The 25,226-nt window shown below is 40.6% G+C and carries 30 protein-coding genes; 4 read left to right on the forward strand and 26 right to left on the reverse strand.

The genetic code is table 11. The features are described from left to right. Position 1: 1 nt before the first annotated feature. The 11 genes from I6G42_RS09015 to I6G42_RS09065 form a co-directional block, all read right to left on the reverse strand. Positions 2-1,780, reverse strand: a complete 1,779-nt coding sequence (locus I6G42_RS09015) for a phosphotransferase (protein ID WP_038805584.1) — start codon at positions 1,778-1,780, stop codon at positions 2-4. A 352-nt stretch (positions 1,781-2,132) separates the two neighbouring features. Continuing rightward, positions 2,133-2,843, reverse strand: coding sequence for an ABC transporter ATP-binding protein (locus I6G42_RS09020; protein ID WP_000062210.1), 711 nt, complete (start codon positions 2,841-2,843; stop codon positions 2,133-2,135). Then, positions 2,843-3,607, reverse strand: coding sequence for an ABC transporter ATP-binding protein (locus I6G42_RS09025; protein WP_038805585.1), 765 nt, complete (start codon positions 3,605-3,607; stop codon positions 2,843-2,845). Before I6G42_RS09025 ends, I6G42_RS09020 begins: the two co-directional genes overlap by 1 nt. After that, entirely contained in the window at positions 3,607-4,563 is a 957-nt protein-coding gene (locus I6G42_RS09030) for a branched-chain amino acid ABC transporter permease (protein ID WP_038805586.1), read from the reverse strand. The genes I6G42_RS09025 and I6G42_RS09030 overlap by 1 nt, the downstream gene beginning before the upstream one ends. A 3-nt stretch (positions 4,564-4,566) precedes the next feature. After that, complete coding sequence (locus I6G42_RS09035; RefSeq protein WP_038805587.1) at positions 4,567-5,436, reverse strand: branched-chain amino acid ABC transporter permease; 870 nt, start codon at positions 5,434-5,436, stop codon at positions 4,567-4,569. Between the two features lie 118 nt (positions 5,437-5,554). Next, the gene (locus I6G42_RS09040; protein ID WP_000726138.1) at positions 5,555-6,715 is read right to left on the reverse strand and encodes an ABC transporter substrate-binding protein; all 1,161 of its coding nucleotides are present in this window, start codon (positions 6,713-6,715) and stop codon (positions 5,555-5,557) included. Positions 6,716-6,803: 88 nt separating this feature from the next. Beyond that, positions 6,804-7,073 carry a YlbG family protein gene (locus I6G42_RS09045; RefSeq protein ID WP_000462107.1) on the reverse strand — a complete coding sequence of 90 codons (270 nt, stop codon included), beginning with the start codon at positions 7,071-7,073 and terminating at the stop codon, positions 6,804-6,806. Between the two features lie 78 nt (positions 7,074-7,151). Further along, positions 7,152-7,742 carry an ATP-dependent Clp protease proteolytic subunit ClpP gene (gene clpP, locus I6G42_RS09050; protein WP_000613470.1) on the reverse strand — a complete coding sequence of 197 codons (591 nt, stop codon included), beginning with the start codon at positions 7,740-7,742 and terminating at the stop codon, positions 7,152-7,154. Between the two features lie 180 nt (positions 7,743-7,922). Then, positions 7,923-8,552 carry a uracil phosphoribosyltransferase gene (gene upp, locus I6G42_RS09055; protein ID WP_025169005.1) on the reverse strand — a complete coding sequence of 210 codons (630 nt, stop codon included), beginning with the start codon at positions 8,550-8,552 and terminating at the stop codon, positions 7,923-7,925. A gap of 88 nt (positions 8,553-8,640) precedes the next feature. Beyond that, positions 8,641-9,108, reverse strand: a complete 468-nt coding sequence (locus I6G42_RS09060; RefSeq protein ID WP_038805588.1) for a deoxycytidylate deaminase — start codon at positions 9,106-9,108, stop codon at positions 8,641-8,643. A gap of 18 nt (positions 9,109-9,126) precedes the next feature. After that, complete coding sequence (locus I6G42_RS09065; protein WP_038805589.1) at positions 9,127-9,684, reverse strand: TetR/AcrR family transcriptional regulator; 558 nt, start codon at positions 9,682-9,684, stop codon at positions 9,127-9,129. A gap of 124 nt (positions 9,685-9,808) precedes the next feature. On the opposite strand from I6G42_RS09065, the gene I6G42_RS09070 reads away from it, so the two are divergent. From I6G42_RS09070 to I6G42_RS09085, 4 genes are all read left to right on the forward strand, one after another. Next, complete coding sequence (locus tag I6G42_RS09070; protein WP_038805590.1) at positions 9,809-10,654, forward strand: DegV family protein; 846 nt, start codon at positions 9,809-9,811, stop codon at positions 10,652-10,654. Between the two features lie 57 nt (positions 10,655-10,711). Next, entirely contained in the window at positions 10,712-11,893 is a 1,182-nt protein-coding gene (locus tag I6G42_RS09075; protein WP_038805672.1) for an NAD(P)/FAD-dependent oxidoreductase, read from the forward strand. Between the two features lie 13 nt (positions 11,894-11,906). Next, entirely contained in the window at positions 11,907-12,428 is a 522-nt protein-coding gene (locus tag I6G42_RS09080; RefSeq protein WP_038805591.1) for a DUF1697 domain-containing protein, read from the forward strand. Between the two features lie 109 nt (positions 12,429-12,537). Continuing rightward, positions 12,538-12,858, forward strand: coding sequence for an 8-oxo-dGTP diphosphatase (locus tag I6G42_RS09085; protein ID WP_227698191.1), 321 nt, complete (start codon positions 12,538-12,540; stop codon positions 12,856-12,858). A 95-nt stretch (positions 12,859-12,953) separates the two neighbouring features. Here the strand turns inward: I6G42_RS09085 and I6G42_RS09090 are convergent, their stop codons facing one another. From I6G42_RS09090 to I6G42_RS09160, 15 genes are all read right to left on the reverse strand, one after another. Continuing rightward, positions 12,954-13,499, reverse strand: coding sequence for a GNAT family N-acetyltransferase (locus I6G42_RS09090; RefSeq protein ID WP_038805592.1), 546 nt, complete (start codon positions 13,497-13,499; stop codon positions 12,954-12,956). Between the two features lie 154 nt (positions 13,500-13,653). Beyond that, positions 13,654-14,478, reverse strand: a complete 825-nt coding sequence (gene nadE / locus I6G42_RS09095) for an ammonia-dependent NAD(+) synthetase (RefSeq protein ID WP_038805593.1) — start codon at positions 14,476-14,478, stop codon at positions 13,654-13,656. Beyond that, positions 14,475-15,935: a nicotinate phosphoribosyltransferase gene (locus I6G42_RS09100; protein ID WP_038805595.1), complete on the reverse strand. Its 1,461-nt coding sequence runs from the start codon at positions 15,933-15,935 to the stop codon at positions 14,475-14,477. Before I6G42_RS09100 ends, nadE begins: the two co-directional genes overlap by 4 nt. 116 nt (positions 15,936-16,051) lie before the next feature. Then, positions 16,052-16,540 (reverse strand): DUF6773 family protein, encoded by a 489-nt coding sequence (locus I6G42_RS09105; protein WP_038805596.1) that lies wholly within the window; start codon positions 16,538-16,540, stop codon positions 16,052-16,054. Further along, positions 16,530-17,003, reverse strand: coding sequence for a DUF6773 family protein (locus tag I6G42_RS09110; protein ID WP_038805597.1), 474 nt, complete (start codon positions 17,001-17,003; stop codon positions 16,530-16,532). The genes I6G42_RS09105 and I6G42_RS09110 overlap by 11 nt, the downstream gene beginning before the upstream one ends. After that, the gene (locus I6G42_RS09115) at positions 16,993-17,202 is read right to left on the reverse strand and encodes a helix-turn-helix transcriptional regulator (protein WP_001107495.1); all 210 of its coding nucleotides are present in this window, start codon (positions 17,200-17,202) and stop codon (positions 16,993-16,995) included. The genes I6G42_RS09110 and I6G42_RS09115 overlap by 11 nt, the downstream gene beginning before the upstream one ends. 147 nt (positions 17,203-17,349) lie before the next feature. After that, positions 17,350-17,946, reverse strand: coding sequence for an HAD family hydrolase (locus I6G42_RS09120; protein ID WP_038805598.1), 597 nt, complete (start codon positions 17,944-17,946; stop codon positions 17,350-17,352). Between the two features lie 58 nt (positions 17,947-18,004). Continuing rightward, positions 18,005-18,415 carry a GNAT family N-acetyltransferase gene (locus I6G42_RS09125; protein WP_068981923.1) on the reverse strand — a complete coding sequence of 137 codons (411 nt, stop codon included), beginning with the start codon at positions 18,413-18,415 and terminating at the stop codon, positions 18,005-18,007. A 99-nt stretch (positions 18,416-18,514) separates the two neighbouring features. After that, positions 18,515-19,879, reverse strand: a complete 1,365-nt coding sequence (locus I6G42_RS09130) for an amino acid permease (RefSeq protein WP_038805599.1) — start codon at positions 19,877-19,879, stop codon at positions 18,515-18,517. Positions 19,880-19,956: 77 nt separating this feature from the next. Beyond that, the gene (greA, locus tag I6G42_RS09135) at positions 19,957-20,439 is read right to left on the reverse strand and encodes a transcription elongation factor GreA (RefSeq protein WP_038805600.1); all 483 of its coding nucleotides are present in this window, start codon (positions 20,437-20,439) and stop codon (positions 19,957-19,959) included. Positions 20,440-20,502: 63 nt separating this feature from the next. Continuing rightward, on the reverse strand, positions 20,503-22,206 hold the full coding sequence (mltG, locus tag I6G42_RS09140) for an endolytic transglycosylase MltG (RefSeq protein ID WP_068981924.1): 1,704 nt from the start codon (positions 22,204-22,206) through the stop codon (positions 20,503-20,505). Positions 22,207-22,268: 62 nt separating this feature from the next. Then, the gene (locus tag I6G42_RS09145) at positions 22,269-22,757 is read right to left on the reverse strand and encodes a GNAT family N-acetyltransferase (protein ID WP_038805602.1); all 489 of its coding nucleotides are present in this window, start codon (positions 22,755-22,757) and stop codon (positions 22,269-22,271) included. Then, positions 22,754-23,221, reverse strand: a complete 468-nt coding sequence (locus tag I6G42_RS09150; RefSeq protein ID WP_038805603.1) for a GNAT family N-acetyltransferase — start codon at positions 23,219-23,221, stop codon at positions 22,754-22,756. The genes I6G42_RS09145 and I6G42_RS09150 overlap by 4 nt, the downstream gene beginning before the upstream one ends. A 10-nt stretch (positions 23,222-23,231) precedes the next feature. Continuing rightward, complete coding sequence (gene murC, locus I6G42_RS09155) at positions 23,232-24,566, reverse strand: UDP-N-acetylmuramate--L-alanine ligase (protein ID WP_038805604.1); 1,335 nt, start codon at positions 24,564-24,566, stop codon at positions 23,232-23,234. Positions 24,567-24,577: 11 nt separating this feature from the next. Beyond that, positions 24,578-25,189: a hypothetical protein gene (locus I6G42_RS09160; protein WP_038805605.1), complete on the reverse strand. Its 612-nt coding sequence runs from the start codon at positions 25,187-25,189 to the stop codon at positions 24,578-24,580. Between the last annotated feature and the right edge of the window lie 37 nt (positions 25,190-25,226).

The raw sequence follows: 25,226 nt of genomic DNA on the forward strand, positions 1-25,226 counted from the left end.
CTCAATTCTCCTCCAAATATAAATCTAATGCAAGTTTTCCATACTGCTTGGTATAACGATACCAGATATAAAGAAATTCACCTACGGGTTTTCCAACACTTTCTTGGAACAGGGCCCACAAAAACCAATAATATGAAGTTACTGATACATAGGCAAAATAGTGACGTTTGGTTTTCTTATCTGGAACTTCTTGTAGATAGATTTCAAGTACCTTTTCAGCTTCTTCCACTGTATAATTTGAACACCCGATAAAGGTTCCTAAATCTCCTGCTGGATCTCCCATACCAGAATATTCCCAATCAATCAGGCTCATTTCTCCAGCTTCATTCAACAAGAAATTTGGGCTATAAGAATCTCCATGGCAGAGAACCTCTTTCGCTTGTTCTTCTTGTAAAAGCTTCTCGAGAACTGAGACATTCTTATCCAACTCTTCAAGTCCATCAAATTCAAAACGATTGCTGGCCTTTAATTTTTGTCTAAAATCATCAATTCCCTCAAATTGATTAAAGGAATGATCTGTTTTTTCTCCAGATTGGTGCAAGCGTCTCAAGAGCTCCATTGCTTTTGCTACATCATCCCAATTATCATAATCTAGTTGCTTGGCGTTAGGGATAAATTCTGAAATTTTCCAGCCCTCATCCTTGTTCATAGCGACAAAAGTACGGTCAATCTTCAATTTTGCAGCAATTTCCATGGAAGCCGCTTCACTAGCACGATCGATATAATTCTCCGTTCCCCTACCCGGATGACGGTAAACATATTTCTTTCCTAGGCAGTCAAATGAAAACGAAGTGTTGGTCAGACCATCTTTTAGAGGTTTGATATTGACAATATCTGAAGCCACACATCCTAATGTCTTACAGATATTATCAATGATTTCCGAATTAGTATTCACCAAATAGTGTTGATCAAACTGACGCAACTCATCTAGTGAATCAAACTCCTTAACAATATCTGCTGAATAATGCCGAGCTTCCAAAGGAAGCTCCTTGACGTGACGACTATAATAATCTTCCCAGAGCTGTTCGCGATATGGTTCGTGCTTAAATTCAGTTTCTAAAATGTCTACGAATTTTTCACTAAATGCACGATCAAAATAAACGTGCCCCACCATAGCCCAAGTATTCGTCCCACCGATTTGAATATCGATAATCGTGTGATTGGAGTCTTCCTTAGAGCAGTATTCGTCTGTGTCTCCTTCTGCAAATATTGTAGAATAGTAACCTCTGTAAATGTATCGCTCAAACGGATTTTCTACAAAATAATTATCCGAAGAGCAGATATAAGTGTTAGAAAGTTGATCTCTGACTAGCATGAGAGAAGAACAGTTGTTGTACTTGTAGTAATCATTATTTACAACGATTTTAACACCAAATTTTTCTGCTAGATAGAACATTTTTTCCTGCAGATAGCCTACAATAACTGTAATATCCTCTATCCCAGCTTCTTGTAATTGCTTGATTTCTCTCTCAATCAAACGCTCACCTTTAACTTGGAGAAGCCCTTTAGGTAGCTCATAAGACAAAGGAGCAAAGCGGCTACTCATACCTGCAGCCATGATAATGGCATTCTTCACCTGATACGGAGCTAAAGCCTCCTCACCTAAGTCAGTTAAGTGATTTTCTTCACTGATCCACTTCTCTTCTTTACATTCCTTGAGAAGATTATTTACCGTCCCCAAAGCGATATCTAGCTGTTCAGCCAATTGTCTCTGCGTAAAGTTTTCGTCTTTGTGAGTCAACAAAAAACGTAAAAGTTTAAATTGTTTTTCTGATAGCATATCTTCAGCCTCTTTGTTCAATATTTTTGTTTATTTAATTATATGATGAACACGTGCTTTTGTCAAGTTAGATTCTATATTAAGAAAACGGATGCTCAAATCAGGCCCATCAAAATAGGGACCAAACGAAAAAAGAGCCCCAAATTTGGAGCTCTTCAAATTCATCTACAAAATAATCCACTGAATTAGATAATTGCTTACCCAATCTCCATCTGCAACCTAAACTAGTCTCCCAGACTAGAGGAGAATTGCTTGGGCAATTCTTATCCGCCGACTAAAAAGGGCCCCCGGACTATAGGGGAATTGCTTCCGCAACTCTCATCCACCGACTAAAACAATCCACTGGATTGTTTTAGCCACCTAGGTATGCTTTTCTGACTTCATCTGATGCTGCGAGTTCTTTTCCTGTTCCTGATAGGACAATCTTTCCTGTTTCAAGTACATAGCCACGGTCAGAAATAGCAAGGGCCTTGTTAGCGTTCTGTTCAATTAGGAGAACCGTTGTTCCTTGCTTCTGAATATCTTGAATGATATCAAAAATTTCTTGGATAAAGATAGGAGCAAGTCCCATTGATGGCTCGTCCAAGAGAAGAAGCTTAGGCGTAGACATGAGAGCGCGTCCCATAGCCAGCATCTGCTGTTCACCACCTGAAAGGGTCGCCGCATCTTGGTTTTTGCGTTCTTCAAGACGTGGGAAGCGTGAGAAAACTTTTTTCAAGTTAGCTTGATTTTCTTCACGATTCTTCTTTAAAAAGGCTCCCATTTCCAAGTTTTCCATAACAGTCAAGCCTGGAAAAACATGGCGTCCCTCAGGGACTTGTGAAAGGCCACCTGCCACGATTTTTTGCGCTGGCATCTTTTGAATTTCTTTTCCTAAAAACTGAATTTTACCAGCACTTGGACGAACCAAACCTGAAAGGGTGCGAAGAATGGTTGTTTTACCAGCGCCATTGGCACCAATCAAGGAAACAACTTCACCTTCATTAACCTCGAAACTTACATCACGAACTGCTTGGATCATACCGTAATGTACAGATAGGTTTTCAACTTTTAACATAGACATTAGGCTTCACCTCCTAGATAAGCTTCGATAACACGTTTGTTGTTCTTGATCTCATCCGGAGTCCCATGAGCAATCAACCGACCATATTCAAGAACATAGATACGCTCAGTGACTTCCATAACCAAATTCATGTCGTGTTCGATGAGCATGATGGTAATTTTAAATTCATCTTTGATACGACGGATCAATTCTGTCAATTCAGCTGTTTCTTGTGGATTCATCCCAGCTGCAGGCTCATCCAAAAAGAGGATTTTAGGTTCAGTTGCCAGAGCACGAACGATTTCTAATCGACGTTGTTGACCATAGGCCAGATTCTTAGCTAGAGTATCTGCGTCACCATCCAAATCAAAAATCTTCAGCAAGTCCAAAGCTTTATTTTTTAATTCTTCCTCATTCTTATAAAAAGCTGGTAGGCGTAGGAAGCTCGCAAGGACATGTTGTTTATGATGATTGCTAAATGCAATCAAAACATTTTCTAAAACTGTCAGATTCTTGAACAAACGAATATTTTGGAAAGTACGACTGAGTCCAAGTGAAGCAATCTTATAAGGAGTTTTCCCATTTAGGAGGTGACCATCTAGTGTCACCGTACCTTCACTTGGTTCATAAACACCCGTCAAGAGATTGAAAAGAGTTGTTTTACCAGCCCCGTTTGGTCCAATCAGACCAACCAACTCTCCCTCGTTCAATTCAAGAGTGACATCTCCAACAGCTGTTAGACCGCCAAAATGTTTGGTTAACTGTTTAACTTCAAGTAATGCCATTAGTTTTGTCCCTCCTTCTTCGATTTTTTAAAGAAACGTGATAGACTCAATTCCCATGTCCCAAGAAGTCCACCTGGTCTGAAAATCATGACCAATACAAGAGCCAAAGCGTAGATAATCATACGTACGCTTGCTACATCCTGAAGGAGCATATTTAAAATTCCTAAAACAATCGCTGAAACGATGGTACCAGTAATCGATCCAAGTCCACCAAATACAACGATAATCAACACATTGATGGAATTAATAAAGGTGTAATCTTTTGGGACAACAGATCCGATAAAACCAGCCTGAAGTGAACCCGCAATACTTGCTGTAATAGCACCAAAGACAAAAGCGATAATCTTGATCTTTGTAGTATTTACTCCAACAGACTCTGCGGCAATCTCATCCTCACGAACAGATAGAGTAGAACGTCCAATTGGACTACGTAAGAAGTTAAGAGTCGCAATAGTTGTGATCACCACAAAAAGATACACCATTTGCCAGTTGGTAAAGTTTGGAATACCCAAGATACCAGCAGCACCGTTGGTCAAGCTTCCACCATTAATGATAAAGATACGAATAATTTCTGAAACACCTAGTGTCGCAACAGCCAGGTAGTCACCCTTCAAACGGAGTGTTGGAATCCCAACGAGCAAAGCGACTGCACCAGAAATCAAGGCACCCAAGACCATTGCTCCAAAGAAAGCACCATAGGTTGGTGATTTTGAACCAATAATCGCTGCTGCATAAGCCCCAATCGCCATAAAACCTGCATGACCGAGTGAGAATTGTCCTGAAAAACCAACAATTAAGTTCAGACCTACTGCAAGGATGATATTAATCCCAATTTGTTCTAAAATTTGGACATGGAATAGATTGAGAACACCAGCAGAAACCAATACGCTAATCAATCCATAACCTGCTAACAGAAGGAATAACCATAGAATATTTACTTTAAAATTTGTCTTCATTGTTTACACCTTCTCTTTCACATTCTTACCAAGGATACCTGCAGGTCGAACAATCAGAATCAAAAGCAAGATTCCATATACGATAGCATCACGGAAATCAGACATACCGAAGGCAGTAGCAAAAGTTTCCAACAAGCCAATCACAAATCCCCCTAGAGCTGCACCAGGAATAATCCCGATACCACCCAGTACGGCCGCAACGAATGATTTTAGACCTGGAGTCACGCCCATCAACGGTTCAAGAGAGTTGTAGTAAAGCGCAATGAGGACACCTGCCGCTCCAGCAAGGGCTGAACCCAAGGCAAAAGTGAAACTGATTGTACGATTTACATTAATTCCCATCAATTGCGCCGCGTCACTATCAACTGATACAGCACGCATGGCTTTCCCCATTTTTGTTTTTTGAACAATCACTTGCAATAGAATCATCAGGAGTAAGGAAACTGCTAAAATCATTAACTGAACATTTGTCAAGCTGATTGGCCCCAAATCATAGCGAACTGTTTGAATGGCTTGAGGAAAGGCACGAGTATTGGCACCGACTAAGTAAACCATCCCGTATTCCAGTAGAAAAGACACTCCGATAGCTGTAATCAAAACAGCAATACGTGTAGAGTGTCGCAAAGGACGGTAGGCAAGAAACTCAATCACGACACCAAGTAGTGCGGTTCCTGCCATTGAAATAATCAAAGCTAAAAAGAAATTCATTTGGAAAGAATTAATCAAAAAGTAACCAATAAAGGCTCCCATCATATAAATATCACCGTGGGCGAAGTTGATGAGTTTGATAATTCCATAAACCATGGTATAACCCAGAGCCAAAAGTGCATAAACACTACCCAGAATTAAACCATTCACAAGTTGTTGGATCATAGCATTCACTCTTTTCTATTGTTATTTTTAGAAAATTTCTCAATTTTCACAAGTTCATAAACACCGAAACAGGGAGTGAGTCAAAGGCTCATTCCCTATTTCAGCTACTATTCTAATGTTATGGTTTTACAACTTCTGCTGCTTCCACTTTACCATTATTCATGGTCATCATGTAAGCCGTTTTCACTGTGTTGTGATCTGCATCAAAGCTCGTTTGACCAGTTACACCATCAAAGTCTTTGGTTTTAGCAAGGTTGTCCTTGATTTCACCTGAGTTTTTAGCACCTTTTGCAGCATTGGCTACTAGATAAACTGAGTCATAGGCCAAAGCTGAGAATGTTGAAGGTTCTTCGTTGTATTTTGCACGGTATGCTTCAAGGAAAGCTTTAGCTTTTGCAGAAACATCAACTGTAGTTGAGAATCCTGAGATGAAGTAAATGTTTGATGCTCTTTCAGCAGTTGCTTGTTGAACAAATTCTTCACCGTTAAAGCCGTCACCACCAACGATTGGTTTATCAATTCCCATACCACGTGCTTGGTTTACGATTTTACCTGCTTCTGTGTAGTAACCTGGAACAACGATAGCGTCAAACTCTTTCCCTTTCATTTTAGTAAGGGCTGCTTGGAAGTCTGTATCACCTGCCACAAACGTTTCATCTGCTACAATCTCACCCTTGTAGGCTTCGCGGAAAGATTTAGCAATACCTTTAGCATAGTCACTAGCATTGTCCGTATAAAGAACAACCTTCTTAGCGTTCAATTTGTTTGTCACATAGTTTGAAATAATCTTCCCTTGGAAGCTATCTTGGAAAGTTCCGATAAATAGATATTCTTGACCTTTGGTCAATCCATCTTGAGTCGCACTTGGTGAGATCAATGGCACTCCTGCTTGAGTAGCGTTGGCTACAGCTGCAGCAGTTGCACCAGATGTCGCAGGTCCTACGATAGCTGTAACTTTTGATTGGGTAACTAGGTTAGTTGTAACAGAGGCAGCCTCAGCAGTTTCAGATTTGTTATCTTTATCCACAACTTCGATTTGTTTTCCATCGATACCACCTGCAGCATTGATTTCATCAACAGCAAGTTGGGCACCTTTTTGTTCAGAAGTACCATAGGCAGCTACAGCACCTGTTTCTTCAAAGTTAAAACCGATTTTGATAGTCTTTTCGTCTACTGGGTTACCAGTTGTATTTGACGCTCCTGACTTGACCTCTCCACAGGCAGCGAGAAGAGCTACGCTAGCAAGAGCCACAAAAGATAGGGCAAATTTTTTCTTCATTTTTAATCTCCTTATAGTTGTTTCAAAAATAGTATGTTAAGAATATACCGAATTATCAGAAAATTGTCAACACATTTATCTCATTTTTTTAAATGATAACGTTTTCCTCAGTGCGATAGAGATTGCCAACAAAGGGAGTTTCTAACTCTTGAATGTGGCAACGTCTTATTTTTTTGATAAATCTTTCCTTACCTAATCTCTCAACTAAGTCATCTAGCTCCTCAGTTGGAACATAGAGCTGCAAGTAACGATGCTTCTTAGAATGGTAACAGATGTCACCGTATTCCTGAAGTTTTTTTGCATCTCGATTATAGTAAAGATAGATGATTAATCCTGATCGATTTGTTTTTTCAAACATGAGGGATCCTCTTTCTAAGAAATCTTCCCCTATTATACCAAAAAAAGCAAACTCCGTCGAGTTTGCTTTCTAGGTTGCTTAGCTCAAAGAATTGTTAGCCATGATTTCATCAATGAAGCCATATTCGAGCGTTTCTTGGGCACTCATCCAGTAATCACGTTCTGCATCTGCATGAATTTGCTCAACTGATTTACCTGAGTTAGTCGCAAGGATTTGCTCCAAAGTCTTACGAGTTTTGAGCAAGTGCTCTGCAGCGATTGCCATATCTGTCTGTTGGGTACCACCACCTGTACCACCCATTGGTTGGTGAATCATGTACTCTGCATTTGGAAGCATGAAGCGTTTGCCTTTTGCTCCACTTGATGCTATGACAGTCCCCATGGATGCAGCCATTCCCATAACGATAGTTTGGACATCTGCCTTGATAAAGTTCATGGTATCAACGATTGCCAAACCAGCTGAAACAGATCCTCCAGGTGTATTGACATAAAGGTAAATATCTTTTGTGCTGTCTTGGGCATCCAAGAAGAGCAACTGGGCGATAACGGAGTTGGCCATGTTGTCTTCAACTGGACCTGTTAGCATGATGATGCGGTCTTTCAGAAGGCGAGAGTAAATGTCATAGGAACGTTCTCCACGGCTTGTTTGTTCAATAACTACAGGAATCATTCATTTCTCCTTTTAATTTTTAATGTTGAATTTTCTTAGTCTTACGACTCAATACAGAACTATTATATCTTTTTGGTCAAAAAAGGTCAAATTTTTGCTCTATTCTCTAAACAGAAACAAAAACTCAACCTCCTTTCAAAACTGAAACTAACCCTCAGTCTCAATGTTTACTTTGGAATTTTATTTGGTACCGAACAAGCGGTCTCCAGCATCTCCGAGACCTGGAACAATATAGCCATGTTCATTCAAGTGTTCGTCCAAGGCTGCTGTAAAGATTTCTACATCCGGGTGAGCTGCTTGAAGAGCTTTCACTCCTTCTGGAGCAGCTACCAGACAGACAAACTTGATGTTTGATGCCCCACGTTTTTTAAGGGAGTCAACAGCCAAGATTGCTGATCCACCTGTTGCAAGCATTGGATCAACGACAAAGATTTGACGTTGGTCAATATCCTCAGGCAATTTCACCAAGTATTCAACTGGCTGAAGGGTTTCTTCATCACGGTACATACCGATGTGTCCAACTTTTGCTGCTGGAACCAAGCTCAAGAGCCCATCTACCATTCCGATACCTGCACGCAAGATTGGGACAATCGCCAATTTTTTACCAGCCAATTGTTTTTGAACGGTCTTTGTGATAGGTGTTTCGATTTCCACGTCTTCAAGTGGAAGATCACGAAGTACTTCATACCCCATCAACATTGCAATCTCATCTACTAATTCGCGAAAGGCCTTTGTAGAAGTGTCTGTACGACGCAAGATTGACAATTTATGTTGAATGAGTGGATGATTAATGACTTCAATTTTTCCCATTTTCTGAATTCCTTCTTTCAATTTATTCTTCTTATTATATCAAAAAACGGTTTAAAAAGCTTTCTAAACCATTTATTTTTATTAATTTTTAAATCAAATCTGCCTCTTGAAGAGCTGTCTGAACAGTCTCTAATGGTAAATGGGTCAACTCGGTACCTTTTTCGTGATAAAGGTACTGGGCATAGTCATCCATTCGGTACTGGTTGATATAAACCACGCGCTTGCAACCAACCTGTAGCAGTTGTTTGGTGCAGTTCAGACACGGAAAATGGGTCACATAGGCTGTAAATCCCTTTGGAACCCCTCGTTCGGCTCCTTGCAAGATGGCATTGACCTCGGCGTGAAGGGTTCGGACACAGTGATCTTCTATGACCAGACATTCGTGGTCAATACAGTGCTCCGTTCCTGATACGGAACCATTATAGCCAGTTGAAATGACCTTATTATCCTTGACTAGGACAGCTCCCACCTTGGCACGTTTACAGGTCGAACGATTAGCAATCAGTAAAGCCTGGGCTGCAAAGTACTCATCCCAAGCCAGTCTTTTTTCTGTCATAAATCTTCTCCTTGTTCTCTATTTTTTGAAAAATGGCAAGCGTAAATCTGCAATCTTTTCAGCTGGAACCTTCATGCCATCCTTGATCCATTTGAGCAGAACCGATACGATGGCAGAGCTCCAAAACGAATGAAGGTAGATGCTGACGCCCTTTGATTTTCCATGGTATTTTTCCAGAAATTCCTGCATGGCTTGGACAAAAATCTTTTCCAAGTGGTAGTCCAGAGCAAGTTGGATAATCTTGGCTTCTTTCTTGGCTGCTCTGAAAAGGTGAACCCAGACTAGATAAAGGTCTGTTCTGACATCGTAGTGGCTCAACTGTTCCATTATATTATGAACACTGCGTTTAAAAACACTTTCTAAAATTGCTTCTTTAGAATCATAATTGCGATAGAAGGCAGCGCGTGAGACACCCGCCCGCTTGACCAACTCTGAAATACTGATCTTAGCCAAGTCTTTTTTCTCCAGAAGTTGCAAAAGCGCTGTCTCGATTGCTTCTCTGGTCAAAAAATTGGATTCTTGATTTGATTTTCTGAGATTTTCAAGAGATTTTTCAGATATTTTACGTTCAGACATAACAATTTCTTTCTACTTGTGACAACAGAGAGGTGGTACTTTTGTTTCAAGGGCTTTCATGATATAATTGTAAAAAAAGACAGAACCTTTGTCAATGTATAAGTGACAAAGATGGAGAATTTCTATGACTTGGAAGATTGTAGCTGACTCTGGTTGTGATTATCGTCAATTGGTAACTCCCGCTATCGATACTGAATTTATCAGTGTTCCTTTAACCATTCAAGTAGCTGATCAGGTCTTTATTGATGATGCTAATCTCGACATTGACTACATGATGAAAACCATGTATGCGACTTCTGAGGCTTCAAAATCAGCTTGTCCTAGCCCTGATGATTACTTGCGTGCTTTTGAAGGTGCTAAACATATCTTTGTCGTTACCATCACTGGTACTCTTTCAGGCAGCCATAATAGCGCACAGCTCGCTAAAAATATCTACCTCGAAGAACACCCTGACACTCAGATTCATGTGATTGATAGTTTATCTGCAGGTGGGGAAGTTGACTTGCTCGTAGAAAAATTAAACGACTTGATTGACCAAGGACTTTCTCATGAGGAAGTTGTTGAAGCTATTACAGCTTACCAAGAAAAAACGAAGTTACTCTTTGTTCTTGCTAAAGTTGATAACTTGGTCAAAAATGGCCGTTTAAGTAAGATTATCGGTACGGTCGTTGGCCTTCTCAACATCCGTATGGTTGGGGAAGCAAGTGAAACTGGAACCCTAGAGCTTCTTCAAAAGGCTCGTGGTGCTAAAAAGTCCCTTCAAGCAGCCTATGAAGAACTCATCAAGGCTGGCTATGCTGGTGGTCGTATCGTCATGGCTCATCGCAGCAATGAAAAATTCTGTCAGCAATTGTCAGACCGCTTGCTGGAAACATTCCCACAAGCCAATATCAAAATCCTCCCAACTTCTGGTCTCTGCAGTTTTTATGCAGAAGATGGCGGTTTGTTGATGGGATATGAAATTAACTAAGATTATGAGCAACAAGAGATGCCAAGCATCTCTTGTTTTTTGTGGTACAATAGAGCTATGAAACATTTTGATACTATTGTCATCGGTGGAGGTCCTGCTGGCATGATGGCTACGATTTCCAGTAGCTTTTATGGTCAGAAAACTCTTCTCATCGAAAAAAATCGCAAACTTGGTAAAAAATTAGCTGGAACAGGCGGTGGTCGTTGTAACGTAACCAACAACGGGAGTTTAGACGACCTACTGGCTGGCATCCCTGGGAATGGGCGCTTTCTTTACAGTGTCTTCTCTCAGTTTGATAACCATGATATCATCAACTTTTTTACGGAAAATGGAGTTAAACTTAAGGTCGAGGACCACGGCCGCGTCTTTCCTGCTAGCGACAAGTCTCGAACCATTATTGAAGCTTTGGAGAAAAAAATCACTGAACTTGGTGGTCAAGTTGCTACTCAAACGGAGGTTGTTTCAGTTAAAAAAGTGGATAACCAGTTTGTCCTTAAGTCCGCAGACCAAACTTTCACTTGTGATAAACTGATTGTCACAACAGGTGGTAAATCCTATCCTTCCACTGGATCGACTGGATTTGGCCACGATATTGCCCGTCATTTTAAACATACCATTACCGAGCTTGAAGCCGCTGAAAGTCCATTGTTGACAGATTTTCCTCACAAAGCGCTTCAGGGGATTTCGCTGGACGATGTGACTTTAAGTTATGGCAAGCATGTCATCACTCATGATTTGCTCTTTACCCACTTTGGTTTATCTGGCCCTGCTGCCCTGCGCATGTCTAGTTTTGTCAAAGGTGGGGAGGTTATTTCACTGGATGTTTTGCCTCAACTTTCTGAGAGCGATTTGGTGGCTTTTCTAGAAGAAAATCGGGAAAAATCCTTGAAAAATGCCTTAAGAACCTTACTCCCAGAACGCTTGGCAGAATTTTTTGTTCAAGATTATCCTGAAAAAGTCAAACAGCTAACTGAAAAAGAACGGGAACAACTTCTCCATTCTATCAAAGCCCTCAAAATCCCTGTGATTGGAAAAATGTCCCTTGCCAAGTCCTTTGTCACCAAAGGAGGCGTCAGTCTTAAGGAAATCAATCCTAAAACCCTTGAAAGTAAGCTAGTTCCTGGCCTCCACTTTGCCGGCGAGGTACTGGATATCAATGCCCACACGGGTGGCTTTAACATCACTTCTGCCCTCTGTACCGGCTGGGTGGCAGGCTCAAATCCAATAAATACCAAATAAGAAAGGAAGTCCTTTGGAACATATTATTTTACTAAGAGGCGTTACTCCTAATGGAAAAAATGCTATCCCGAAAATGTCTTATTTGGCAGATATTTTGACAGAAGCTGGGTTTCAACACGTTCGAACCTATATTCAAAGTGGGAATATCATTCTTGAAAGTGACTTAGATTTAGAAGAAATACGAGAACGCATTCATACTCTGATAAAGGAAAAAATTGGAGCTGACTTAAAAATGGTTATCAAGAATAAGAACGATTTTGAAAAGATTGTTCAAGAGAACCCATTTAGAGAAGACTATCTTCATGATCGTGTACATGTGATTCTTTATCAGGGAGTTATCCAAAGTCTGCCATTAGAAAAATTGAAAGCTGACTACGGTGAGGAAGAAATTTGTGTAGACGATCACTGTCTCTACCTCTATCTCCCTAGAACTGCAAAACGAAAAAAGCTCAATACCAACTATCTTGAAAAATTGTTTGGCGTGGATTTGACCATGCGAAAGTTAAACGTCGTGGAAAAGTTACTAACAAAATAGGAAAAACAATATGAACAGACAAGAATTAGTCGAATTTGTCAACATGTGCATGATTAAAAACGGAAACAAAGTTCTAGTTCAAGATCGAGTTAATCCCGACTGACCCGGCATCACTTTTCCTGGTGGTCATGTAGAGCGTGGAGAATCTTTTACCGATGCAGTTATCAGAGAAGTCAAGGAAGAAACTGGACTAACCATATCCAAACCTCAACTTTGTGGTATCAAAGACTGGTACGATGACGAGGATTACCGCTATGTCGTCCTCTTTTACAAGACAGAACACTTTACTGGTGAACTCCAGTCTTCAGACGAAGGTACTGTTTGGTGGGAAGAATATGAAAATCTTTCTCATCTGAAACTTGCAACTGAGGATATGTCAGACATGCTGCGTGTTTTTTTAGAAGACGATTTAAGTGAATTCTTTTACTAGAAAGACGGTGACGACTGGCTTTATGAGTTAAAATAAAAGAACAGAAAAAAATGACCTAAGCTTCAAAAGTTAACTTTTGAAGCTCAGGTCATTTCTTAGTCCTTTTTAATCTGATAATAAATAAGATCCGCAACGTAGTCTTTTCTCTCCACACCATTGGTAATGGTTTTTAGATAAGACATTCCCGCTTTTTCCATGACACGGCCTGAAGCTGGGTTGAGACTGGCGTAACGAGCTCTGACTTTTTGAAAGCCTGCTTGAGTAAAACAAAAGTCTAACACAGCTTTCAAGGCCTCCGTCATCGTACCACGACCCCAATAATTTTTTCCTAAAATATACCCAATTTCACAACTTAAATCTTCCTCGTGCGTTGCAACGATGCTGATATCTCCTATCACTTGCTCTGGGTTTTCTTTGAGACAAATGGCCCATTTGTAATAGTTGGGATTGGTATAGGATGCAACCCAATTTCGAATCGAGTTTCGAGTCACCTCAAGATTCGGATGGGGATCCCAGGTGACATAGGTCAAATTCTCAGCAGATGAAGCCCAATTTTGAAACATGGCTTCTGCATCACTCTCCACAAATCTTCTCAAAATCAAACGTTCTGTCTGTAACATTTGCGTACCGATTGCTTTCATGGCGCCATCTCGCTTTCTGATATATGGTTCTCTGTCAAATCTCCATTGAAACTTGTTTTTGCTTTCGAATCTCAATGCTCAAGCTAAAAATATCCACTGGGCCTCCTCGTTTTCCTGTTTCTAGACTCGGGGTAAAAACCTCCACTGGAGGTTTTTACTCCCAAAAGTCATCAAATACAGTGATTGGTAGGTGGCGTTTGTGTTGGCCTTTATGCCACCAGTTTTCGATAGTCGCTTGGGCTTCTGGACTGATTGTTTTGCCTTCAAGGTAGTCATCAATTTCATTGTAAGTGACTCCCAAGGCTACTTCGTCTGCAATACCTGGTTTGTCTTCTTCCAAATCTGCTGTTGGGATTTTTTCATAAAGGGCTGGGTCTGCACCAAGTTCCTTCAAGAGTTGTTTCCCTTGACGTTTATTGAGGCGATAAAGAGGGAGAATATCTGCACCACCGTCACCAAACTTGGTAAAGAAACCTGTGATATTTTCCGCAGCATGGTCTGTTCCAATGACCGCTCCGCTATGGGCACCCGCAAGGGCATATTGGGCAATCATACGACTACGAGCTTTAATATTCCCCTTGTTGAAGTCTGAAACAGGACTTCCTGTCGCTTCGACTGCAGCTGTCATAGCATCAGCTGATTCCTTGATATTCACAACCAAGCTGACATCCGGCTGGATGAAAGCGAGGGCTTTTTGAGCATCTGCTTCATCAGCCTGCACTCCATATGGCAGGCGAACAGCGATAAATTGGTAGCTGTCATCTCCTGTCTCTGCTCGCATTTCTTCCATCGCTAATTGCGCCAAGCGCCCTGCCAAGGTTGAGTCTTGTCCTCCAGAAATCCCTAGTACAAAGGTTTTAAGGAAGGGGTGTTTTTTCAAGTATCTTTTTAAGAAATCAATCGAAAGACGAATTTCTTCCTGGGCATCAATCACTGGTTTGACGCCCAATTGCTGGATAATGGTCTCTTGCAAACTCATTCTTCTTCTCCTTCACCAAGGGCTTCTTTGCGCATCTTGTCAATCAAGTCCATTTTGTCCTGCCAAATATCACGCGCCAAATCTACTGGGTAATGTTGCGGATTGAGAACACGTTTGTACTCGTCCCAAAGCTTGTCAAATTCCTTACGGGCATAATCCTGAATGTCAGTCAAACTAGGCAAGTTGTAAACTAATGTTCCTTCTTTGAAAATATCCACCAAGAGAGGAACGGCATCAAAATTACGAACGGTCTTTTTGATGTAGGTATAAGTTGGATGGAACATCTTGATTTCTGTCATGCCACTCACATCCACACCATCATAAGTGATGTAGTCGCCTTCTGACTTGCCTTTTTCACGACTGGTAATGCGCCATACCTGCTTCTTACCTGGCGTTGACACTTTTTCCGCATTATTAGACAGTTTGATGGTATTGCGCATCTGACCATTCTCATCTTCGATAGCTACAATCTTATAAACTGCACCAAGAGCAGGCTGGTCATAGGCAGTAATCAGCTTGGTTCCCACACCCCAGACATCAATCTTAGCCTTTTGCATCTTGAGGTTGAGGATAGTATTTTCATCTAGGTCATTAGAAGCATAAATCTTAGCCTCTGTAAATCCAGCCTCGTCCAGTTGCTGACGGACTATCTTGGAAATGTAGGCAATATCCCCAGAGTCAATCCGCACACCCATAAAGTTAATCTGATCACCCAACTCACGCGCTACCTGAATGGCAGCTGGCACACCGATACGAAGTGTATCGTAAGTATCTACTAAAAAGACACAGTCACGATGGGTTGACGCATAAGCCTTGAAGGCTTCATAATCGTTTCCATAAACCTGTACCAAGGCATGGGCGTGGGTTCCTAGGACGGGAATTCCAAAGAGTTTCCCTGCTCGCACGTTGCTGGTTCCATTGGCGCCACCAATCACGGCTGCGCGTGTTCCCCAGATAGCTGCATCCATTTCTTGCGCACGACGTGTCCCAAACTCCATCAAGGGTTCATCCTCAATGACCGAACGAATACGTGCTGCCTTGGTCGCTATCAAGGTTTGAAAGTTAACGATGTTCAAAAGGGCCGTTTCAACCAGCTGACACTGAGCCAGTGGACCTTCTACCTGCACAATTGGTTCATTGGCAAAAACCAAATCCCCTTCCTGAGCAGAACGAACCGTCAACTCCAACTTGAAATTGCGGAGGTAATCTAAGAACGCCCCATGATAGCCAAGCGACTCTAAGTAGTCGATATCACTATCTGAAAAGCGCAAGTCTTTAAGATAATGTACAATTCTTTCCAAACCAGCGAAAACTGCATAACCGTTCTGAAAAGGTTGCTGGCGGAAATAAACTTCAAAGACCGCCTTTTTATTGTGAATCCCTTGGTCAAAGTAAACTTGCATCATATTGATCTGGTACAAGTCCGTGTGCAATGTCAAACTATCATCTGGATACATCTGTTTTCCTTCTTCCTACTTTACAAAGGTATGAACGTATTCTACCACTTTCACACCATCCGATAAATTAGTACTATTATAACACATTTTACCGAGATTGATAAAAAGATAACAAGCTATTCTCCGTTCTCCAGTTCATCCATATCTTGCTCAAACTTTTTTTGAGCCCATTCGCCATAACTTTTAAGGCCGAGATTGCCGATAAAAACCCAAGGAAGGTAAATCAGATAAGTAATGACCCAAGCAGACAAATATTTAACGTTCAAAGGATTGTGCTGATAAATTTCGATATTGAATTGATAATTCTGCAACATCAAAAGAGTCGTAATAGCGAGAGTTATCAGCAAACACCCTATAATTGTAAAATGAAAACGACTATAGTAGTTCACACCCAAATCTCGAGCACGGCCGAAAAAGTAAGAAGTTCCAATAATGATAATAATGAGAATCATTCTCGGATTAAAAAGACTTGGTGCTAATACTGTAATCATATAAGATAAAAGCAAGAAAGCTATAGAGATATAGAAACTTTCAGCTCCCGCTTTATTCATCAGTTGTTCTTCTCTTTCGTCTAGTAATTGATAATAAAAAAATCTATTTTTCATCTTCTTCCTCCCAAACTTGCTGATTTCTGCGATTCAAGTATAGGATAACTCTATCCATAGAATAACTCCCAACGAGATAGATGATAACTGCTAGAACCACTTTTAGGGAGTACTTCCAAGTCAATAGATTGACTAGTTCCTCGCGATTGCCTACGATATCAATCAATAAAACCACTATAGAAAATACCAAAGCAGATAAAATTCTTTCTTTTCCAGTATTCTCAACAATATCTCGAATGTCAATTCCAACATACATGCGGCGAATAATGGCATACAAGCCAACTCCGAACAATAAAAGTAATTCTGGCAAATAGGACAGAAGTGTTAAATTGAAAATATAAACTTTGGCAAAAATTTCCAGTGCCAAAAATAGGCACATTCCCAAAAGAATTTCTCCTGAAATCTTTCCATCCAATTTTTCCGTACGTTCATCTTTGATCACAAGTTTTTTTCTATTTTTCATCTTCTTCCTCCCAAAATAATTGATCTAAAGTTTTGCCTAAGCATCTGCAAATGGACTGACAGAGCGAAAGACTGGGATTGTATTTCCCAGCTTCAATCAGGCCAATAGTCTGTCGCGTAACCCCGACAGCCTCTGCCAAATCGCCTTGTGTTAAATCAAGCTCCACCCGAGCTAATTTTAATTTTAAATTTTTAGCCACTAGCGTCCTCCTTCAAATTTTTAAAAAGTTACACTTCTTTTTAAAAACATTATACCATATATCTAACTTAATGCAATATATAAATGTCATTTTGTAATGTTTTATTAACAAAAAACTCTCTATCGTAAAAAATAGAGAGTTTTGTCTTTAAATATAGGATTTCAAAATATCAACGACATCGCTTCTTTTCTTAACCTGATAGGCCTTGATGCCCAATTTTTCAGCTGCGCTTGTATTGTCCTCAATATCGTCTAGAAAGACACAGTGTGTAGGATCTAACTGATATTTATCGAGAATCTCCTTAAACATTGCCAAATCAGGCTTTATAGCTTTTATATCACAGGATAGGACAAAACCATCCAAAACCTCCTTTAAGGGAGATAATTGCTCATCCAGCAAGTCATAAAATACCTTTGAGGTATTGGACAAGACAAAGATCCGATGACCCTTTTTCTTTAGTTCTGACAAGACAGGAAAGACTTCCGTATAGATATCAATGTAGCTAGGCCAATTCCAGATAACCTCTTCAACCTTCTTTTGATAGGTATTTCCAATCATCGACACAACTTCTAGCACTAATTCTTCTCTCGTCATAGTACCAAAGTCTAATTTTTCCCAAAGTCCCGACTGAAATATAGTCTTATCTAAAATCAGATAATCCTTCTTCGTATCCGAAACGCCTTGCAAAATCTTATCCTTGTTCCATTCTAACAAGACGTTGCCCATATCTAGTATTATGTCCATTAGCCCACCTCCATAGTGATGTGAAAAATCCTCTTTGCTTTATACCTTCATATTTATCTTACAAATCCTTTTGGTAATAGTATCTTTGCCCTGTGTAGGGATAGTCTTGCAAGGTAAAGACTTCCTTGTAGCCATGCCTTTTATAAAAATCTGGCGCTTGAAACTGGTAAGTATTCACGAAAGCAAAACGACAGTTTCGATGCTTAGCTTCATTTTCAGCTTGCTGCAATAGTTTCGAACCGATTCCTTGTCCACGCAATTCCTCTTTCACAAACAAATATTCGATTTCCAGCCAATTTCCGAAAGTCTCTGCTACTAAACCTGCCATAAGATTGCCCTTTTCGTCTTCGACATAAAGATTCAGTGGCTCGCTTTCAGCCTCTTCTCTTTTGGAACGGTTATAAGCACGAATCAAATCCCCTATTTCTTGCGCTTTATGAGATTCCTTATTTTCCAATCTAACGTACATCCAAACCTCCTTAGAACTGCTACAGCTTGATTATAATCCTATCTCAATAGACTGTCAAACTAAAAAGAACTCACCAAGCAGAGTTGATGAGTTCATGATTTATTTTCTAAATTTCCACTGGCTATAAATTCCGAAACCGATAATCCAGATAGCAGAACCAACTGCTCCCATAAAGGTAGATTCTTGTAAAAAGAGGGTTACAAAGACAAAGATAAAGAAGAGCATGGTTAAAGGATTTAGAAAACGGTAATGTGGCATGAGGTAGCCATCCGCCATGAAGTCTTGTGACTTGCGGTATTTAAGATGAGCCACCATGATCAAGATATAAATCGCGATGTAAACACCTGATGAGGACGCCGTAATCAAAGCAAAAGCATCTGAAACGCCTGGCAAAACGTTGATAAAGGCAGCCAGAGCAATCAAGATTGCTGAGGCAATAATGGCATTTTGCGGAACATTGTGACGAGAAAGAGTATCTGCCTTGATTGCTTTTAAGAAGCGATTGGGTGAATCATGGGCAATCTGGTAGAGGTGTCGCCCTGTTGAATAGAGGGTTGAATTAAGAGCAGATGCTGCCGACGTCAAAACAACGAAGTTAATCAGAGCTGCCGCCCACTTGATACCTGCTAGCTCAAAGACCGTTACAAATGGTGAATCTGAAGAAGCAAGTTCTCTCCAGGGAATGATAGACATAATGGCTAATAGGGCTCCACCATAGAAGAATACAATTCGGAGGGGAATCTCTTTAACTGCTTTTGGCAAAACCTGACGAGGATTCTTGGTTTCAGAGGTTGTCACTCCGATAAACTCAATCATCAGATAGGCAAAAAATACCATTTGAAAGGCCATGACAAAGTTCATAACACCGTTTGGGAAAAGAGAGAACTGATTGCTGATATTTGCCAAACTTGCAGCACCATGCGGTGTCTCAAATCCAGTTAAGACCATAAAGACCCCTGTTGCAATCATAGCTAAAATAGCCACAATTTTAACCATAGCAAACCAAAACTCGACTTCTCCAAAGAGCTTAACCGCAATCAGATTGACCAAGGCCAAAATCGTTAAAAAGACAATCTGAATCAGCCAACTAGGCCAGCTAGGAAACCAAAACTGAACGTAATGCGAGATCGCAGTGATTTCTGCCATACCGATAAAGACGACAGACAACCAATAAGACCAGACCGAGAAATATCCCCAACCTTTACCCAAATGACGAGTGATAAAATTGATAAAGGTATGTTGTTCTGGATCCTGGTAGAGCATCTCTCCAACAGCCCTCATCATCAAAAACATAAAGGCTCCTGTAATCATATAAATCAGGATGATAGAAGGGCCTGTCAGGCTGATGGAGCGACCGGCACCTAGGAAAAGACCTGTTCCGATTGTTCCCGCAATAGCCATCACCTGAACATGACGATTGGTTAGACCACGTTCCATCTTATTTTTTTTCTTATTTTCACTCATATAGTCTCCTATTTTATTCAAAAAACCAAAAAGGAGTTGAGCAAGTCAAAGCCTCTACTACTCCTTTTTCATTCTATTCAGGCTGTTTTTTCAACCTTTAAGATTTTTACATCATAGCTACCAACTGGTGTTTCGATGGTCGCTGTATCACCAGTCTTTTTACCGATCAAGGCTTGTCCAATCGGGCTCTCATTTGAAACCTTACCAGCAAAAGCATCTGCACCTGCAGAACCGACGATGATATAGACTTCTTCGTCATCTTCACCGACTTCTTGGATTGTTACAGTCTTACCGATAGCTACCTCATCTTGGGCAACTGCATCGCTATTAACGATTTCAGCATAGCGAATTTTAGTTTCTAGACTTGAAATTTGTCCTTCAACAAAAGCTTGCTCATCCTTGGCTGCTTCGTACTCGCTGTTCTCTGAAAGGTCTCCATATGAACGAGCAATTTTGATACGTTCTACCACTTCAGGACGACGAACGAGTTTCAACTCCTCTAATTCTTTTTCTAGTTTTTCCTTTTCTTCAAGGGTCATTGGGTAAGTTTTTTCTGCCATTTTTCTCAACTTTCTTTTCTTAATTTGTTTTTAAAACAAAATTATGTGGAAAACCACATAATTTTAGTTTGAACTACTTGATTGGGTTAGTTTGCTATTGATATGTTCTGCAACGTTTTGATCATGTTCTTCTTTGGTCGTTGCAAAGTATACTTTACCATCTTCGACATTGGCTACAAAGTACAAGTACTCACTCTTTGTTTGATTTACACTTGCTTCAATCGCATCCAAACTTGGACTATCAACCGGTCCAGGCATGAGGCCAAGGTGTGTGTAAACATTGTATGGTGAATCAATCGTTGTATCAATTCCAGCATCATCCGCTAGACTAATCTTTTGACCAAGCTTGCCTTGGGCATACAGGATAGCGATATTACTTTGAAGTGGCATACCGAGATTTAGGCGGTTGTAGAAGACACCAGCAATCTTCTTGCGGTCTTCAGTTTTAGCCCCTTCTTTTTCGACAAGAGAAGCGATACTGAGCAATTCATTGACAGTCAGATTCTTTTCTTTGATCGTAGCGTAATATGGTGACAAGGCTTTATCCATAGCAGCTAACATCTCATCAATCAAACTTTCAACTGTAGTGCTTTCTTTGATGGTATAAGTTGCTGGGAAAAGGTAACCTTCTAGGCGATAACGAACGCCACTGTCTTTTGTTGGGAGACTTCCAAGAAGGTTTGGATACTTGGCTACTAATTGTGAGATAAAGGTCTCATCTTGAGCTTTTGCCAAGAAAGCATCCGCAGTAAGCGGCTCTTTAAATTCACCTTGAAGTTGCCCTACTGTTTGAGCGATTTGCTCTAATGTATATCCTTCTGGAATTGTCAGGCTTGCAAGAGCTGGTTCTTGAGGTTCAGGAGTTCCACCCTTTTGCAATTCTTGGATCAATTCATCTGTACTCATGCTCTTCTTCAAGTTGTAATAACCTGATTTTAAGTCTGCACTCTTATATTTAGCATACAAACTAAAGATGAGTCCATGTTTTACCAAACCAGATTTTTCCAAAGTGCTCCCAATTTCTTGAATATTTGAACCTTCTGGGATTTGAACCTTTACATAATCCTTAGAGCTCGCATCAACTGGTTTCAAGGAATCTTGAACGTAACCATAACCAAAGAAGCCACCAATACCTACGAGCACTAGGAAAACTAAGAAAGTTAGCAAGCAGCCTTTCGCTTTTGATTTCTTCTTTTTCTTAGCTGGCTTTGTTCCTTCGCGACGACTGCGTAGTGGAGCATTCGCTAGATCATCAACTTGCTCAACTGGAGCAGGTACTACATTCTCCACAACAGGAGGGACTGATTCTTCTTTATTGTCATCCGTTTTATAGGAAACAGCCACTTTAGTTGGAGTAGTATTAAACTCTTTCTCTTCCTTTTTAGGCTCTACAGCATCAATCTTGGCTGGTGCAGGCTCTTCTAGTTTTGACTCTTCTGGTTCTGGTGCTGGTGCTGTCACTTCGCTTGATTCAAAACTTGGGCGTGGTGGCACACTTGGGGCATTTTTTAGGATTTCATCCACAGTTGACAGAGAATCTGCCATTAAATCTTCTGTGGCAAGATTGGATTCTTGTTCAGAAGGAGCGGGTGGAGTTACTTGAGAAGATGGAGTTGGGGTGGTTGGACTTTCATCCTCTTTTCCTCTTCTTTCTCTCTCTCTGACTCTCTCTAAATCGCGTAAAATCTGTTCTTTAAAGCTTAATGTTTCTTCTTCTCTTGATTTCTCGCTCAAAAGCTTTACCTCCTTGTTGGCAATCCATAACATTATATCTTAAAAGTCGCAGAAAAGCAACAAAAGATACCTTTCTCCAACTATATTTCTTGTTTTCAAGGCTTCCAAACCATGTTATACCAAGTCTCACCTGCATAGGTAGATTGGGATAGTCCTTCATTAACAAATCCATGTTTTTCGTAATAGGCGATAAGATAATCATGACACGTCAGGTTAATTCCTTCTCGTTCATGTTCTAAAGCGACTTCTTTCAGAGCACTTAACAGTTTTTTCCCCACTCCCAAAGCTTGCGCTTCCTTAGCTATGGAGAGACAGGTCACAGAAATATAACCTCCAGGTTTATGGCTATAGTCTTTTATTTCTTCTGTAAAGGACTGATCTTGTAGATGACGATGTGGGACGACCGGACCTTCAATGTAGCCAAGGATACGTCCCTCCTTTTCAGCGACGAGAAAGCTGGTCTGAATTTCACGTAAATGCGCCTCAAAGACGGAACGAGGAATGGCTTCCTCAAGGGAGAAATTCTCAAGCTCTATCTCTAAAATACGATCTAAATCCGAAAATCTTGCTTGTCTGATTTTCATATTTCCTCCTGATAAAAAGGATTAACCCAAGTCAGATACCAACAAGAACCACTGTCATATTGGCTCTCTGTCACTTCTTCCTCAACAAAGCCATTCATTTCAAAATATGATAGTAGCTCATCAGGACTCTGCAAAAGAATACCTTGATAATCTAGTTCGACTGTCACCTGTTTCAAGGCTGCAAGAAGAAGAGTTCCCAGCCCCTGTCCCCAATGGTCAGGATGAATGATCAATGATTTTATTTCTATCCATTTGGGATGAATAGACTGATCTTCTCCCAAAACATAGCCCACGAGCTGATTTTCATCCCCAGCTACAAGAAAGGTACCCGCAGTCTTGCGGATACTCTCTTCTAAGGATTGGCGGCTAAGTGCCTCTTCTAACGAAAGAGTGGCTTCTTCAATCGCCAACACTTCTTCTAAATCTGATAGGGTAGCTTGCCTTATAGTGATTGGAATTTCCATTTGGTTTTCCTTATTGGACGTTGCTTGTCAAGTTAGACAAAAGACGTTCAAATGAATATTCATAGGTTTGGATGTCTCCAGCACCCATAAAGACGTAAACAGCATTGTCATGGTCTAGGAGTGGAGAAACATTTTCAACAGTGATAACCTGGTGTTTCTTGTTAATTTTATTGGCTAGGTCTTCTACTTTGACATCACCATGGTCCACTTCACGAGCTGATCCATAGATTTGCGCTAGGTAGACGGCGTCTGCTTGATTCAAAGCGTGAGCAAATTCATCCAACAAGGCGATGGTTCTAGTAAAGGTATGCGGTTGGAAGATTGCCACGATTTCCTTGCTTGGATATTTCTGACGAGCCGCATCCAAGGTTGCAATGATTTCTGTTGGATGGTGGGCAAAGTCATCAATGATCACTGTATCATTGACGATTTTTTCAGTGAAACGACGCTTAACACCTGCAAAAGTTTTCAAGTGTTCACGGACCAAGTTCAAATCAAATCCAGCTGTGTAAAGCAATCCGATAACAGCTGTCGCATTCATAATATTGTGACGACCAAAGGTTGGAATGTGGAATTGACCCAATTCTTGTCCACGGAAGTGAACTGTAAAGTTTGATCCAGTCGTAGAACGTAGGAGATCGCTAGCTACAAAGTCATTGCCCTCAGCTTCAAAACCATAGTAATAGATTGGAGCATTGGCTGTAATCTTACGCAACTCAGCATCCTCACCGTAGACGAATAAACCTTTGGTAATTTGTTTGGCATAGTCGTTAAAGGCATTGAAAACATCCTCTAGACTTGTAAAGTAGTCTGGATGGTCAAAGTCAATGTTGGTGATGATAGAATATTCTGGGTGGTAAGGCATGAAATGGCGCTCATATTCGTCTGATTCAAAGACAAAATATTTGGCATTAGCTGAACCACGACCTGTCCCGTCACCAATCAAGAAGCTGGTGTCAGTAATGTGAGACAAGACATGTGACAACATACCTGTTGTTGAAGTTTTTCCATGTGCTCCTGCCACTCCCATGCTGACAAAGTCGCGCATAAAGCTACCTAGGAATTCATGGTAACGTTTGTAGCTGATACCATTTTTGTCGGCATAGGCGATTTCAACGTTGTTATCGGGACGAAAGGCATTTCCAGCGATAATCTCCACATCACCTTGTAAGTTCTTTTCATCAAAAGGAAGAATCGCAATCCCTGCCTGCTCTAGTCCACGTTGAGTAAAGTAATATTTTTCAACGTCTGAACCTTGAACCTTGTGTCCCATTTGGTGCAACATCAAGGCTAGGGCACTCATACCTGACCCCTTGATTCCAATAAAATGATATGTTTTTGACATGCTTTTCTCCCCTACTCAGTAATTCTTGTCAGATTCAACTCTTGGGCAACCTGACGTTCCTGTTCTGTTTGCTTATTCTTTTTATTATAGATTTGACTCTTCTTTAGAAAATCGTAGTTGTTCTTTTTAGCTTTTTCCGTTTGGTTTTTCGGAGTTGGATTCGCCACTTGGCCAACATCCTCAGCTAAGATATAGTGAGACTGGCTCAAGTTTTTACTAAATTTGGCAAACTCACCTGGATTTTCCTTTTGAAATGGTGCTGTTGGTTGGTTTCCTTGACGAACAAGTGTAGAACCATTGTGTCGTCTGGTATGACTAACATCCTGAGTCAAATACCTGGCTGAACGTTTCTTTTTTAGATCCGCACGCGCTTCTTCTCGAGCCATCTCAGCATAAGTCTTTTCAACTTTTTTTACTTCTGGAGCTGGTTCTGGCTTTTTGCTAACCACAGGAGCAACTACACTAGCTTTCTCAACAATAGGAGACCATTCTAAATAGTTTTTATCTCGGTAATCGCCTTTGATATTGCTGATAAAGTCAGACTCATCATACAAGTCCATGACTGGCATTTCGGTCAGCATGATCTCGTCATCTGACACCAATGGAAATCGATCTTGTTTCATTTTGTATTTCCTTTCAACTCTTCATTATAGCGTATTG

It is taken from the genome of Streptococcus oralis (assembly GCF_016028255.1).
In the GTDB taxonomy this organism is placed as follows: domain Bacteria; phylum Bacillota; class Bacilli; order Lactobacillales; family Streptococcaceae; genus Streptococcus; species Streptococcus oralis_AC.

What these genes read in the sequence shown, in the direction of transcription:
- I6G42_RS09150 (WP_038805603.1), bottom strand. Translation starts at nt 23,221, where the DNA reads ATGGAAATTCCAATCACTATAAGGCAAGCTACCCTATCAGATTTAGAA.
- I6G42_RS09030 (WP_038805586.1), bottom strand. Translation starts at nt 4,563, where the DNA reads ATGAAGACAAATTTTAAAGTAAATATTCTATGGTTATTCCTTCTGTTA.
- greA (WP_038805600.1), bottom strand. Translation starts at nt 20,439, where the DNA reads ATGGCAGAAAAAACTTACCCAATGACCCTTGAAGAAAAGGAAAAACTA.
- I6G42_RS09060 (WP_038805588.1), bottom strand. Translation starts at nt 9,108, where the DNA reads ATGACAGAAAAAAGACTGGCTTGGGATGAGTACTTTGCAGCCCAGGCT.
- mltG (WP_068981924.1), bottom strand. Translation starts at nt 22,206, where the DNA reads ATGTTATGGATTGCCAACAAGGAGGTAAAGCTTTTGAGCGAGAAATCA.
- I6G42_RS09145 (WP_038805602.1), bottom strand. Translation starts at nt 22,757, where the DNA reads ATGAAAATCAGACAAGCAAGATTTTCGGATTTAGATCGTATTTTAGAG.
- I6G42_RS09110 (WP_038805597.1), bottom strand. Translation starts at nt 17,003, where the DNA reads ATGAAAAATAGAAAAAAACTTGTGATCAAAGATGAACGTACGGAAAAA.
- I6G42_RS09090 (WP_038805592.1), bottom strand. Translation starts at nt 13,499, where the DNA reads ATGAAAGCAATCGGTACGCAAATGTTACAGACAGAACGTTTGATTTTG.
- I6G42_RS09100 (WP_038805595.1), bottom strand. Translation starts at nt 15,935, where the DNA reads ATGTATCCAGATGATAGTTTGACATTGCACACGGACTTGTACCAGATC.
- upp (WP_025169005.1), bottom strand. Translation starts at nt 8,552, where the DNA reads ATGGGAAAAATTGAAGTCATTAATCATCCACTCATTCAACATAAATTG.
- I6G42_RS09045 (WP_000462107.1), bottom strand. Translation starts at nt 7,073, where the DNA reads ATGTTTGAAAAAACAAATCGATCAGGATTAATCATCTATCTTTACTAT.
- I6G42_RS09070 (WP_038805590.1), top strand. Translation starts at nt 9,809, where the DNA reads ATGACTTGGAAGATTGTAGCTGACTCTGGTTGTGATTATCGTCAATTG.
- murC (WP_038805604.1), bottom strand. Translation starts at nt 24,566, where the DNA reads ATGTCAAAAACATATCATTTTATTGGAATCAAGGGGTCAGGTATGAGT.
- nadE (WP_038805593.1), bottom strand. Translation starts at nt 14,478, where the DNA reads ATGAGTTTGCAAGAGACCATTATCCAGCAATTGGGCGTCAAACCAGTG.
- I6G42_RS09125 (WP_068981923.1), bottom strand. Translation starts at nt 18,415, where the DNA reads ATGTACGTTAGATTGGAAAATAAGGAATCTCATAAAGCGCAAGAAATA.
- I6G42_RS09075 (WP_038805672.1), top strand. Translation starts at nt 10,712, where the DNA reads ATGAAACATTTTGATACTATTGTCATCGGTGGAGGTCCTGCTGGCATG.
- I6G42_RS09160 (WP_038805605.1), bottom strand. Translation starts at nt 25,189, where the DNA reads ATGAAACAAGATCGATTTCCATTGGTGTCAGATGACGAGATCATGCTG.
- I6G42_RS09025 (WP_038805585.1), bottom strand. Translation starts at nt 3,607, where the DNA reads ATGGCATTACTTGAAGTTAAACAGTTAACCAAACATTTTGGCGGTCTA.
- I6G42_RS09065 (WP_038805589.1), bottom strand. Translation starts at nt 9,684, where the DNA reads ATGTCTGAACGTAAAATATCTGAAAAATCTCTTGAAAATCTCAGAAAA.
- I6G42_RS09015 (WP_038805584.1), bottom strand. Translation starts at nt 1,780, where the DNA reads ATGCTATCAGAAAAACAATTTAAACTTTTACGTTTTTTGTTGACTCAC.
- I6G42_RS09130 (WP_038805599.1), bottom strand. Translation starts at nt 19,879, where the DNA reads ATGAGTGAAAATAAGAAAAAAAATAAGATGGAACGTGGTCTAACCAAT.
- I6G42_RS09040 (WP_000726138.1), bottom strand. Translation starts at nt 6,715, where the DNA reads ATGAAGAAAAAATTTGCCCTATCTTTTGTGGCTCTTGCTAGCGTAGCT.
- I6G42_RS09120 (WP_038805598.1), bottom strand. Translation starts at nt 17,946, where the DNA reads ATGGACATAATACTAGATATGGGCAACGTCTTGTTAGAATGGAACAAG.
- I6G42_RS09035 (WP_038805587.1), bottom strand. Translation starts at nt 5,436, where the DNA reads ATGATCCAACAACTTGTGAATGGTTTAATTCTGGGTAGTGTTTATGCA.
- clpP (WP_000613470.1), bottom strand. Translation starts at nt 7,742, where the DNA reads ATGATTCCTGTAGTTATTGAACAAACAAGCCGTGGAGAACGTTCCTAT.
- I6G42_RS09105 (WP_038805596.1), bottom strand. Translation starts at nt 16,540, where the DNA reads ATGAAAAATAGATTTTTTTATTATCAATTACTAGACGAAAGAGAAGAA.
- I6G42_RS09020 (WP_000062210.1), bottom strand. Translation starts at nt 2,843, where the DNA reads ATGTCTATGTTAAAAGTTGAAAACCTATCTGTACATTACGGTATGATC.